Origin of the sequence: Oceanobacillus massiliensis str. N'diop (genome assembly GCF_000285495.1) — a bacterium.
GTDB lineage: Bacteria > Bacillota > Bacilli > Bacillales > Amphibacillaceae > Oceanobacillus > Oceanobacillus massiliensis.
Window position 1 is genome coordinate 291,520 of the sequence record NZ_HE610977.1, and the last position, 12,543, is coordinate 304,062.

Below are 12,543 nucleotides of genomic sequence, written 5' to 3' on the forward strand. Positions count from 1 at the left end.
ACCTACGCCTCCATCATAATTAGTTGTGGATCATTCAGCAATCGTTTAATTTGGTTTAACGCCTGTTGTGCAGTAGCACCATCAACGATACGATGATCAAAGCTTAAAGATAAAGCGAGAACTGGAGCAACGACAATCTCCCCATCACGAACGATTGGCTTCTCAGCTATACGGCCGATTCCAAGAATTACTGCTTCAGGATAATTCAGGACAGGTGTAAACCATTGTCCGCCCGCTGAACCAATGTTTGAAATGGTGTTTGAAGCCCCTTTCATCTCATCTGGTTTCAGTTTACCACTACGGGCTTTTCCTGCCAATTCATTAATTTCAGAAGATATCTCAAAAATTGATTTTTTATCTGCATCTTTAACGACAGGAACCAATAATCCCTTATCTGTATCTGCAGCAATACCAATGTTATAGTAATGCTTTTGAACAATCTCCTCTGTGTTCTCATCAATAATGGAGTTGAGAATTGGGAATTTCTTGGATGCTGAAACAAGTGCTTTGACGACATATGGCAGATAAGTAAGCTTGATTTCCTGCTCGGCTGCAATTGCCTTGAATTTCTTACGGTGTGCTACAAGCTCCGTCACATCAATTTCATCATGCAATGTAACATGTGGTGCCTTCGTTTTAGAGTTAACCATTGCTTTGGCAATTGACTTGCGGATATTGGACATTTTCTCACGTGTTTCCGGATATTGTCCTTGTGGAGCCACTGGTGCTGCTGATGCTGTTTCTTCAGATGAATCTGTTTTAGTTTCCTCTTGGTCAGTTGATGCATCACCATTCAGATAGCTGTCAATATCCTCTTTAAGAACACGGCCATTTTTACCAGATCCTGTTACAGCACTGATTGTCACATCATTTTCACGTGCATATTTACGTACTGAAGGCATAGCGATAACGCGAGCTCCATCGGTATCATTAGATTCTGCCGTTTCAGGCGCTTTTTCATCTGCAGTCTTTTCATCAGAAGGAGCCTCTTCTTGCTTCTCTGCTTGTGGCTCTTCCTCTGATTCATAACCTTCAGCGTCAAACGAGATCAATGTATCTCCAACAACAGCAACTGCTCCTTCTTCAACATGGATTTTAGTAACCGTACCATCCACTTGAGAAGGAATTTCCACAACCGCTTTATCATTTTGAACTTCACATAGTACATCGTCTTCTTTTACTGTGTCGCCCTCTTTAACAAACCATTTTACTATTTCACCTTCGTGAATTCCTTCACCAATATCGGGCAATTTAAAATTAAAAGCCATATTAAGAATACCTCCCAATCTATTTTAGAAATTAATTACAGTATTTACTTTTTCAACAATATCTTTATGGTTTGGCAGCCAAACTTCTTCCGCATCTGAGAATGCATACACTGTATCTGGTGCTGTTACACGCAATACTGGTGCCTCAAGATGAAGGATAGCTCTTTCCTGGATTTCTGCAATAACGTTTGCAGCTACACCCGCTTGACGCTGTGCTTCCTGAACAACAACCACACGGTTTGTTTTCTTAACTGATTCCATAATGGTGTCATAATCTATTGGGGATACAGTTCTAAGGTCGATAACTTCTGCACTTACACCATCTTTTTCAAGATCTTCTGCTGCCTTCAATGCCGCATGCACCATTGCGCCGTAAGAAACGATCGTTACGTCTTTTCCTTCTCTTTTCACATCTGCCTTACCAAGTTCGATAGTATATTCTTCTTCCGGAACTTCCCCGCGGAATGAACGATACAGCTTCATATGCTCTAAAAATACTACTGGATCATTATCGCGGATGGAAGCGATTAATAACCCTTTCGCTTCATATGGTGTTGCAGGTATTACAACTTTTAATACCAGGCTGCTGTGCAATAAGACCTTCTAATGAATCTGCGTGAAGCTCCGGTGTATGCACTCCACCGCCAAAAGGTGCGCGAACTGTAATTGGAGCATGGTGATGGCCGCCAGAACGATAACGCATCCGTGCCATCTGTCCGCTGATTGAATCCATTACTTCATAAACGAAGCCGAAGAATTGAATTTCCGGAATTGGACGGTATCCTTGCAAAGCCAGTCCGATTGAAAGTCCGCCAATTCCTGATTCAGCTAATGGGGTGTCAAATACACGTTCTTCACCGAATTCATCCTGCAATCCTTCCGTAGCTCGGAAAACACCACCATTTTGACCAACGTCTTCACCAAATACAAGCACGTTTTCATCATTTTTTAGTTCTGTGCGCATTGCATCAGTGATTGCTTGAATCATTGTCATTTGTGCCATGATTTACTTCGACTCCTTTTCTTTATATATTTCCATTTGCTCCTGCAGATTTGTAGGAAGTTCTTCATACATATTGCCGATCAAATCTGTTACTTTTTGTTTTGGTTGTTGTTCTGCTTTTTTGATCGCTTTTTTAATATCTTCTTTTGCTTCTTCGATAACTTTGTTTTCGTCCTCTTCAGACCATAGTTTTTTACCTTCCAGGAATTTACGGAAGCGAACTAATGGATCCTTTTTAGCCCATTCGTTATCCAGCTCTTCTGTACGATAGCGTGTTGGATCATCACCGGACATTGTGTGCGGACCGAAACGATATGTTAATGTTTCAATAAGTGATGGCCCTTCGCCGTTTACAGCACGGTCACGAGCGTCTTTTGTAGCTGCATAGACTGCAAGAACATCCATACCATCTACTTGGATTCCTTCAATTCCTGCCGCCACTGATTTTTGTGCCAATGTTTTAGCGTTTGTCTGTTTTTCAACCGGAACGGAAATTGCAAAGCGGTTGTTTTGAACAACGAAAATAGCCGGCGCTTTATATGCACCTGCAAAGTTGATTCCTTCATAGAAATCTCCTTGAGATGTACCACCGTCACCTGTATATGTGATTGCTACATTTTTCTTGCCGCGTTTTTTCATTCCCAATGCTACACCGGCAGTTTGGACATATTGAGCTCCAATAATGATCTGCGGGCTTAACGCATGTAATTTTTCAGGGAACTGATTACCGTGAAAGTGTCCTTTTGAAAACAGGAATGCCTGGTATAAAGGAAGACCCTGCCAAATCAATTGCGGTACATCACGGTATCCAGGGAGAATGAAATCTTCCTGTTCCAGAGCAAATTGACTGCCCAGCTGTGAAGCTTCCTGACCAGCAGTTGGTGCATAGAATCCTAGTCGTCCTTGACGATTCAAAGCGATAGAACGCTGATCAAGGATACGTGTATAGACCATGCGGCGCATTAATTCCTTTAATTCCTCATCAGATAAATCCGGCATGTCAGCTTTATTTACAATCTTCCCATCTTCATTAAGAATCTGGAACATTTCGAACTGACTTTCGATATTTTCAAGTACATGTTTCAAAATAGTTCACCTCGTCCTTTCTTTATACCCATTTATTATTGTCTTTCATAGCCTACCCATAACAAGAAAAATCTGTACAAAATTTATCATATAAATCGTGTACCCTGTTTGAGTTGATGGTAATCACTGCTACAATAAATTCTACCCTGTTACACTTCTTTTGTAAAGGAAATTGGTACAATTATGATTACCACTAAATATTAGCCCATTTCCCTTATTCGGTCAATTAGTTTGCATCTACTAATAACTCAAATGAAAGGATTTTCATATTGTAGTTAATCAAAATCCATCTGGAAGCAAAGCTGTTATATTTAACAGTCGAATCTGTATTAATATGAGGAAGGTATAATGGATTGATTCTAGATTAGGCACTCGGACCATTCTGTAAAATGTCCATATAAAACAAAAAATGGGAATCCATGTTGGATTCCCATTTTCTATTCGTTACTGTTCATACGTTACATCCAGCTCTGCCACTTCATAAAATTCTTTCTTTAACTCATTGTATTCCATTGTATAATTATTGAATTCCTCATTGGAGCTGAGAACTTTCTCGTAGCTTTCGTTTATAGCATTGATTTGTTCTGTCAGTGTCTCCTGCTCAATATCCTCCTGCTGAAGCATCTGGTACAATTCTCTTTCCTGTTCCAAAGACGTTACATACGCATCATTTAATTGTCCGTATGCAGTATAACGTTTGTTCATCATCTCATACATGTTTTCTGCTTTTTCCTTTGCCGTCCCATCATCGAGTTCGGTAATCAGATCTTCAATTTTCACAAATTCTTCCTGGGATGTTTCAATGCTTTCCCGTTCAAGCTCTATTTTCTCTTCTCGTTCGTCAATCGTTCCCAGCGCCTGTTCAGAAAGCTCCTTGATTTTTTCGAAATCTTCCATTCCAAGGTCGATAATCTGGTTATATATTTCTTGTTCCTGAACTTCGAGGTCTGTGATTTCTTCCTGTTGATTTTCAAAACCCTCTTCAAGATTTACCGCTTCTTCTAAATGACTATGTATCTGTTCCTCAGTCGACGGACTGCTGCAAGCAGTTAATAGAGCGATTAGAGTAATTAAGAGAATAAATGATAATTTCTTCAAGTGCACGATTTCTTCCTCCTATAGCTTCCATTTCGTTAATATTGTTAGATTATACCATAAACTATGCATCAAAAATCAATGGATACCTTTGACTAATATGCTCTCTTTCAAATTTATGATTTATTCACCAAAGTTATGTTAAAATATTAAATTGAAGTAGATGAAACATAGTTTTCGCCAAAAAGATATGTAAACGATCCGGCTTTCTTTTGAATACCCTCAATTCGTATATCTTAAAACAAAAGGTCAAAAAACGGCCATTGCAGTTTTAAATTTCGCAAATTATATATTATATCAATTAAGGAGTAATGCATGATGATAACAATGGATGATATTGTACGAGAAGGACATCCTTCTTTGGAAAAACCTGCCGCTGAAGTAGGCTTGCCTATCAGTAAAGAAGAAAAGAAACTGCTGGAAGAAATGCTTCAATTCCTCATAAACAGCCAGGATGAAGAAACAGCAAAGAAATATGATTTGAGGGCTGGAGTCGGCTTAGCTGCACCACAGCTCGGAATCGAAAAGAGACTGATTGCGATTCATTTTGAAGATTTCAACGGAAAGTTATACAGCTATGGCCTGGTGAACCCCAAAATTATCAGTCATTCAGTAGAACAGTCTTATTTGGCTTCTGGAGAGGGCTGCCTATCAGTCGATCGCCCAATAGAAGGATATGTGCCGAGGCATGCACGGATTACTGTCCGGGCAACAGATGCAGACGGCAATCCGATAAAATTAAGACTAAAGGGATACCCAGCTATCGTATTCCAGCATGAAATCGATCATTTAAATGGCATTATGTTTTATGACCACATCAATAAAGAAAATCCTTTTGCCATTCCTGAAAATTCAGTTGCAATCGATTAAACTTTCAACGTGCCTGTTTCAACAGGCACGTTTTTTTATGATGGCTATGCTAATTCGGAAATCCTCCCCGTGCAAGATGACGAAAAAAGTAATGCAAGGCTTGCCTGCCTTATGATGAAACGTGGAAAGCAACAAGCAAAATGTATAAGATTTCAATCTGTGTAAATGATAAAGATATGTAAAGATTGGTGAGAAATTATTACTATTTTTTTATAAATGAAGTATTTTTATTTAATTATTCCTCATTTCGTACTATACTATAGATAAGAGGATTGGACGGTAGAATGTTTTTGTTGCTTTTCTTAGATATCTGAAAGGAGACGTGTGTCCTTATGCTAAAGCGCCTAAAAGAAAAGCTTAAGAAACGGTGGAGAGACTTTTTAGGCAAAGAAGGACGTGTACCTACTACTTTTAAATAAGACTACCAAGGATGCAACCAATCACACCAATAAAGTACTTTATAAATTATCTGGTTTGCTTCGGAAACAAATCAGACGAAGTTTTTAACGGAAACTAATCATATCAAAAAAGGGGACAAGGTTATGGTCTGTATCACAGGCATAATTCAAATTCCTGGAAAATATAAAAATATCAGTTAGGAGAGATGAAATGATTTTTAAAGTATTGTATCAAGAACTTCAAGAAGAAATCCCTGTACGAGAACGTACAAAAAGCCTTTACGTCGAGGCAGACTCAGTCCGAGAGGTAAGAAAGAAATTAGTTGACAGAAACTATAACATCGAATATATCCACGAATTAGATGAGGCACATCTTAATTATGAAAAAGAAACCGGCAAACTGAAAGTGGAGAACATTTAGGTTATGAAATTCGTAAAAAATGATCAGACAGCTGTTTTCGCACTAGGTGGATTAGGCGAAATCGGGAAAAATACGTATGCCGTTCAATTTCAGGACGAGATTATTTTAATAGATGCCGGAATTAAATTTCCTGAGGATGAGCTTCTTGGAATTGACTATGTTATTCCTGATTACACGTATATCGTTCAAAATCAGGATAAGATCAAAGGTCTTTTCGTAACACATGGTCACGAAGATCATATTGGCGGAATTCCATATCTTCTGCGTGAAGTAAATGTGCCTATTTACGCAGGTCCTTTAGCAATTGGATTGATCAGAAATAAATTGGATGAGCATGGTCTGTTAAGAAATGCTAAATTGACTACCATTCAAGAAGATGATGTTATTAAATTCCGTAAAACTTCCGTCAGTTTTTTCCGTACCACTCATAGTATTCCCGATTCATATGGAGTAGTCGTTAAAACACCACCAGGCAATATTGTCCATACTGGTGACTTTAAATTTGACTTTACTCCAGTGGGTGAACCAGCTAATCTAGCAAAAATGGCTGAAATTGGTAAAGAAGGCGTGCTCTGTCTGCTTTCTGACAGCACAAACAGTGAGGTTCCAGGTTTTACAATGTCTGAAAAAGTTGTGGGTCAAAGCATCCATGATGTTTTCAGCCGTGTAGAAGGAAGACTCATCTTCGCAACATTCGCATCCAATATTTACCGTCTGCAGCAGGTTGTTGAAGCAGCAGTGAGACATAATCGTAAGGTTGCTGTGTTTGGTCGCAGCATGGAAAATGCTATTAATATCGGCTTAGAACTCGGCTATATTCAAGCGCCAAAAGAAACATTTATTGAAGGTAATCAGATCAACCGTTTGCCGGCAAATGAAGTTACCATCCTATGTACAGGTTCTCAAGGTGAAACAATGGCAGCTTTATCACGTATTGCCAATGGGACACACAGACAAATCCAGATTATCCCTGGGGATACAGTAGTATTTTCTTCATCACCAATTCCGGGAAATACAGTGAGTGTCAGCAGAACCATCAATAAATTATATCGTGCAGGTGCTGATGTAATACATGGTAAGCTGAGCAATATCCATACTTCAGGACATGGTAGCCAGGAAGAGCAAAAATTGATGCTTAGATTGATTAAGCCTAAATTCTTCATGCCTATCCATGGTGAATACCGGATGCTGAAAGAACATATTAAACTTGCAGAATCATGTGATGTCGATCCAGATAATTCATTTATTATGGATAATGGCGATGTTCTTGCATTAAGTAAAGACCATGCAGCAATCTCCGGTAAAATCCCTTCCGGCTCCATCTATGTGGATGGCAGCGGAATCGGTGATATTGGTAATATTGTATTGCGCGATCGCCGTATTCTTTCTGAGGAAGGACTTGTCATTGTTGTAGTTAGCATCAATATGAAGGAATTCAAAATAGCTTCTGGTCCAGATATCATTTCCAGAGGATTTGTATACATGAGAGAATCTGAAGACCTGATTAATGAAGCACAAAAGCTTGTTTCTGCACATTTAAATAAAGTAATGGACAGAAAAACAACACAATGGTCTGAAATCAAAAATGAAATTACAGATACCATCGCACCATTCTTGTATGAAAAAACAAAACGCCGTCCAATGGTATTGCCTATCATAATGGAAGTCTAAAATAAAAAATGTGCAGACGATTTTATGCAGCGCTCTGCACTGCTGCCCCCACTATTTATTAAAAGGGGGACCAGAAAAAAGGAATGGAGAATCCTCCATTCCTTTTTTTTAGGCTCTTTTCGTAAGTATTGTTGTGTGTAATTCCGTATTTGAAAGAAACTGCGAGGTAGCAGCAGCGGTCGATTTCTGTGCCGGTCAGTCGCTTTCATTGTAGGGAACTTTCAGCTTCCTTGGCGCAAGAAGGAGCTTTTTTATTAATCCATTACTAGGTTCCTCTCAAATCTGGATATATCTTTATCCGCCCCAATCACAATCAAGATATCGTCCTCGTGCAGCGGTTCTTCAGCTTTTGGTGAAACATTGATATCACGCCCATGCTTTATGGCAACAATATTACAGCCATAGTTGGCCCGAACATCCAAATCAATGAGAGATTTACCGACCATTTTCTTCCCAGCCTTTACTTCTACAATGCTATGGTCATCCGATAATTCAAGGTAATCCAGAATATTGTTAGAAATGAAGTTATGGGCAAGCCTTCTTCCCATATCACGCTCGGGATGCACTACCTGTTGGACACCAATTCTGCTTAATATTTTTTCGTGATAGTCATTCTGAGCTTTAACAGTGATTTTTTTAATGCCTATGTCTGTTAAAATAACCGCCGTAAGGATACTTGCCTGGATATTCTCCCCTATTGCCACAATCACATGGTCAAAGTTTTTGATGCCTATTTCCCTTAGCATATCTTCATCAGTCGAATCTGCTATAACTGCATGATAAGCTATATTTTTAAATTCATTTACTCTATCCTCATCCTGGTCAATAGCAAGCACCTGCATACCTTCCATGCTTAATTCACGGCAAATGCTGCCGCCAAACCGACCCAGTCCGATCACTGCGAAATCTTTTGACATTATTCTTCCTCCAATATTGCATATTCTAGTACTTATCATACTAATTGACACAGAAAGGAGCAACCTTCAATTGAAGATTGCTCCCAAAATGGACTAAATCGCATCGAGCATGGTGAATTGTGATTTTACAAGTTCATAATATTTTCCATGTTGTTTCATTAATGCTTGGTGACTTCCCTGTTCCAAAATCCGTCCCTGTTCCAAGACAAAAATGGTATCCGATTCACGAATGGTCGATAGTCGGTGAGCGATAATAATCGATGTTCTTCCCTTTAACAGTTTACGCAGTGCTTGCTGGATTTTAACCTCTGACTCTGTATCAATACTTGCCGTTGCTTCATCCAGGATGATGATACTTGGATTGGCAAGCAATGCCCTGGCAAATGATAAGAGCTGTCTTTCTCCTGCCGAAAGGATATTTCCCCTTTCTTCGACCTCTGTATAATAGCCATTTGCCAGCCGTTTGATAAAATCATCTGCGCCCACTACTTTCGCCGCCTCTATTACCTCTTCATCGGTTGCATTCGGCCGGCCAAAACGGATATTCTCCATGATCGTGCCAGAAAAGATAAACGTATCCTGTAGTACAACACTGATGCGCTGCCTTAAACTATCAAGCTTCACATCCCGGAGATCATGCCCGTCTACTTTAACTTTCCCTGCCGTTGGATCATAGAAGCGGCTGATAAGATTGGCGATCGTCGATTTGCCGCTCCCTGTATGTCCAACCAAGGCTATCGTCTGGCCATCTTTTATATCAAGCGAGATTTCATGCAATGCAACCCGATCTGCATTATACGAAAATTGAACACGATCGAATTCAATGTGCCCCTTCATTTCCTCAAATACATATCCATCTTTCTTATCCTCCACATTCGGCTGCTCATCCAAGAACTCAAAAATACGCTCAGAGGAGGCCATTGCCATCAATAACTGATTGTACATTTGCCCCAATCTCGAAATTGGTTCCCAGAACATGCCAAGGAAAAAGGCAAATGAGACAAAGGTGCCGATTTCTATCGTCCCATTTAAGATTAAGTAGGCTCCAAACGCGATTAGGATGATGGTTCCGGCCGCATCGCATATATCTACAAGCGGGCGGAACATTGCACTTTTTTTCGCCGCATCTTTGAAGCTGTTAAAATAACCCCTATTGACTCCATCGAAGAACTCAGCATTCTCTGTTTCCTGTGAGAAGGATTGGGTAATTCTCATCCCCTGAATCCCTTCATTCAAATGTGAATTCAGTCTGGATTGATGAACCCGTACTTCCTGCCACGAGCGGCGTATTCTTCTTCTGAGCTGTGTTGAAATAATAAACATAAGCGGAATTACAACGATTACCGCCAAAGCAAGTGGTGGACTTAATACAAATAAAATCACGATGATTCCCAATAACATAACCGTATCCATGAGCAGGTTGATGATACCGTTTGTAAATAGTTCCTGCAATGAATTAATATCATTCAGTATCCTTACTAAGATCGAACCTGCTGACCGCGTGTCAAAGAAGCGATGCGACAATCGCTGTACATGGGAAAAAAGCTTTTGCCTGATATCATAGATTACATTCTGGCCTAATATATTCACCCATTTAATCCGAAATGTATTGGCAGCATAATTTAATAAATATAAAAGTGCTATACCAGCAACGAGATAGACAAGCAATGTTGTATCCTCTTCGGTAATAGCCATATCGATGGCTATTTTACCGATTAATATAGGGACCGTTAATCGAATAATTGTTGAAATAAGCATTGCAATAATCGCTGCCGGCAAATAGGTTTTTGAATATGGCTTAACGAATTGAAGCAAACGCCCCATTTGTGTCCAGTTGAATGGCTTTTCAATTGCCTGGTCTACCGTATAGGAAAATCTTTTCAAATGTCTGCTTTCTTGTTCTTTTTTCCCTTTGACATATATGTTACACCTCCCTAATGATTGACTGTATCCATGATTTCCTGACGATCCTGGTATTGGATATTGTAGATTCTTTCATAGGGTCCCTTGTGATTCAACAAGAATTCATGGGATCCGCGTTCAACCACTTTTCCTTCTTCCAGAACCAATATCTCATCCGCATGTTTCAAGGAAGATATACGGTGGGCGATAATGAAAGTAGTCCTTCCTTTCATAACTTCCCGCAAAGCTTTTTGTATCTTGAATTCTGTTTCCATATCCACAGCGGAGGTTGCATCATCAAGCACAAGAATACTTGGATCAATGCATATTGCCCGAGCGATTGCTATCCTTTGCTTTTGGCCGCCAGAGAGTCCCATTCCGCGTTCACCAAGCATTGTTTCATAGCCTTTCGGCAGATCCATAATGAAATCATGGGCCTGTGCCCTTTTCGCTGCTGCAATAATTTGGTCTTCTGAAACGTTCGGGTTTCCATATGCAATATTTTCTCTTATAGAAGTAGAGAATAAAAAAGGCTCCTGCAAGACAAAGCCGATATGGCTTCTTAACGTTTTCAGTTTATAATCCCCTACCGGCCTGCCATCAACAAGGACTTCCCCGATCTGTGGTTCATAAAATCTCGTAATCAATTGTGTGATGCTTGTTTTGCCTGAACCGGTTGCACCGATGAGACCAATCACTTTCCCCGGCGGTGCATCAAAACTAATATCTTTTAATGCCGCATCATCATTTTCAATATAGCTGAGTGAGACATTATTAAATGTAACATGCCCTTTTATAGCGCAATCCAATGCATTTTCTTTTTCAATTATGTCTTCTTTTGCTTCGAGGATCTCAATCAATCGCTCACCAGACGCTTTCGCCTGCGAAAACTGGTTGACAATAAATCCAAGATTCATTAAGGGCCCGAGGATATACCAGACAAGACTGAAAAAGGCAACGAGCTCTCCCAAACCAACTTGCCCTTCCATAACCAAAAACCCTCCGTATGCAAGCAAGGCAACCACACAGACATTACCGATAAACTCCATAAGCGGGAAATATTTCGCCCAAAGTTTTGATGTTTTCAGGTAATTCTGGCGGTAGTTATCATTATTCGCTGAAAATCTTCCTATCTCAAAGTCCTCTCTTGACAAGGACTTTACCGTGTTCATCCCGCTGATATTCTCTTGCACCCTTGTGTTCAGTTTTCCAAATGACTTTCTGATTTTCCGAAAAGCCGGATGCACCCGTTGATCAAATTTAAAGACCACTATGGCCAAGAATGGGATTGCAGCCATTGTAACCAATGCCAATGGAATTGAATAATAAAACATTATGCTTAAGCTGATTACAATAAGCAGTACAACTCTGATCAACTCTGCGAATCCAACTGAAAGGAAAAAACGAAATCCTTCTACATCTGCCGTTAACCGGGACATAATATCTCCAGTTTTTGCGTTGTCATAATACTTGAATGCTAAGGACTGGAGTTTATCATATAAAGATTCACGCAGTTTGTAGACAGTTGTCATACCGAAGACATCCCCGAGATACTGGAATGAGAATGTCGAAATACCTTTAATAACCATAAGTCCCAGGAAGATCATACATATCCACGGAATCAGCTCATATCTGTCCTGAAGTACAACTTCGTCGATTGTAACCTGTAGGATGATTGGATAGACAACTGTAATTAAGGTGAGAAACAGTAAAAATAAAAGCGACCATAAAAAATATCTTTTATATGGCCAATAAAACCTTTTCAATTTTTTAAACGTATCCAAATAAATTTCCCTCCTTCGTTCTTTTACCGTAATTACTAATATAACGGTTTCCGAAATAAATTTCCATATATTTTTTAAAGTTTTTAAAAATTTTTATTATACAAATTCGGAACGCAGAAAAATAGCAC

General features: G+C 39.6%; 9 protein-coding genes and 1 pseudogene. 3 read left to right on the top strand and 7 right to left on the bottom strand.

Annotation, left to right across the window (positions count from 1 at the left end):
- Positions 1 to 2 precede the first annotated feature (2 nt).
- The 4 genes and pseudogenes from OMHG_RS07040 to OMHG_RS07055 all read right to left on the bottom strand — a co-directional run bounded on the left by OMHG_RS07040 (position 3) and on the right by OMHG_RS07055 (position 4,461).
- Complete coding sequence (locus tag OMHG_RS07040; protein WP_010649566.1) at positions 3 to 1,268, bottom strand: dihydrolipoamide acetyltransferase family protein; 1,266 nt, start codon at positions 1,266 to 1,268, stop codon at positions 3 to 5.
- 24 nt (positions 1,269 to 1,292) lie between these two features.
- Positions 1,293 to 2,271 (bottom strand): annotated as a pseudogene (locus OMHG_RS07045) (alpha-ketoacid dehydrogenase subunit beta).
- Positions 2,272 to 2,274: 3 nt separating this feature from the next.
- Positions 2,275 to 3,318: a pyruvate dehydrogenase (acetyl-transferring) E1 component subunit alpha gene (gene pdhA, locus OMHG_RS07050; protein ID WP_237566174.1), complete on the bottom strand. Its 1,044-nt coding sequence runs from the start codon at positions 3,316 to 3,318 to the stop codon at positions 2,275 to 2,277.
- Positions 3,319 to 3,801: 483 nt separating this feature from the next.
- Positions 3,802 to 4,461 carry a YkyA family protein gene (locus OMHG_RS07055; protein ID WP_010649575.1) on the bottom strand — a complete coding sequence of 220 codons (660 nt, stop codon included), beginning with the start codon at positions 4,459 to 4,461 and terminating at the stop codon, positions 3,802 to 3,804.
- 309 nt (positions 4,462 to 4,770) lie between these two features.
- Here OMHG_RS07055 and def point away from each other — a divergent pair, with 309 nt between their 5' ends.
- The 3 genes from def (at position 4,771) to rnjA (ending at position 7,812) form a co-directional block, all read left to right on the top strand.
- Positions 4,771 to 5,322, top strand: coding sequence for a peptide deformylase (gene def, locus OMHG_RS07060; protein ID WP_010649577.1), 552 nt, complete (start codon positions 4,771 to 4,773; stop codon positions 5,320 to 5,322).
- Between the two features lie 609 nt (positions 5,323 to 5,931).
- A complete protein-coding gene (locus OMHG_RS07065; protein WP_010649579.1) occupies positions 5,932 to 6,141 on the top strand; it encodes a DNA-dependent RNA polymerase subunit epsilon in 210 nt (69 codons plus the stop codon).
- A 3-nt stretch (positions 6,142 to 6,144) separates the two neighbouring features.
- Positions 6,145 to 7,812 carry a ribonuclease J1 gene (gene rnjA / locus OMHG_RS07070; RefSeq protein WP_010649581.1) on the top strand — a complete coding sequence of 556 codons (1,668 nt, stop codon included), beginning with the start codon at positions 6,145 to 6,147 and terminating at the stop codon, positions 7,810 to 7,812.
- A gap of 254 nt (positions 7,813 to 8,066) precedes the next feature.
- On the opposite strand, the gene OMHG_RS07075 is transcribed toward rnjA, so the two are convergent.
- The 3 genes from OMHG_RS07075 to OMHG_RS07085 all read right to left on the bottom strand — a co-directional run bounded on the left by OMHG_RS07075 (position 8,067) and on the right by OMHG_RS07085 (position 12,415).
- Positions 8,067 to 8,729 carry a potassium channel family protein gene (locus OMHG_RS07075; RefSeq protein WP_010649583.1) on the bottom strand — a complete coding sequence of 221 codons (663 nt, stop codon included), beginning with the start codon at positions 8,727 to 8,729 and terminating at the stop codon, positions 8,067 to 8,069.
- 93 nt (positions 8,730 to 8,822) lie between these two features.
- Positions 8,823 to 10,613 carry an ABC transporter ATP-binding protein gene (locus OMHG_RS07080; protein ID WP_010649585.1) on the bottom strand — a complete coding sequence of 597 codons (1,791 nt, stop codon included), beginning with the start codon at positions 10,611 to 10,613 and terminating at the stop codon, positions 8,823 to 8,825.
- 50 nt (positions 10,614 to 10,663) lie between these two features.
- Positions 10,664 to 12,415, bottom strand: a complete 1,752-nt coding sequence (locus tag OMHG_RS07085; protein ID WP_010649587.1) for an ABC transporter ATP-binding protein — start codon at positions 12,413 to 12,415, stop codon at positions 10,664 to 10,666.
- Positions 12,416 to 12,543 lie beyond the last annotated feature (128 nt).

Coding starts and splice junctions, on each gene's coding strand:
- rnjA (WP_010649581.1), top strand. CDS start 6,145: ATGAAATTCGTAAAAAATGATCAGACAGCTGTTTTCGCACTAGGTGGA.
- pdhA (WP_237566174.1), bottom strand. CDS start 3,318: ATGTTCCAGATTCTTAATGAAGATGGGAAGATTGTAAATAAAGCTGAC.
- OMHG_RS07065 (WP_010649579.1), top strand. CDS start 5,932: ATGATTTTTAAAGTATTGTATCAAGAACTTCAAGAAGAAATCCCTGTA.
- def (WP_010649577.1), top strand. CDS start 4,771: ATGATAACAATGGATGATATTGTACGAGAAGGACATCCTTCTTTGGAA.
- OMHG_RS07075 (WP_010649583.1), bottom strand. CDS start 8,729: ATGTCAAAAGATTTCGCAGTGATCGGACTGGGTCGGTTTGGCGGCAGC.
- OMHG_RS07040 (WP_010649566.1), bottom strand. CDS start 1,268: ATGGCTTTTAATTTTAAATTGCCCGATATTGGTGAAGGAATTCACGAA.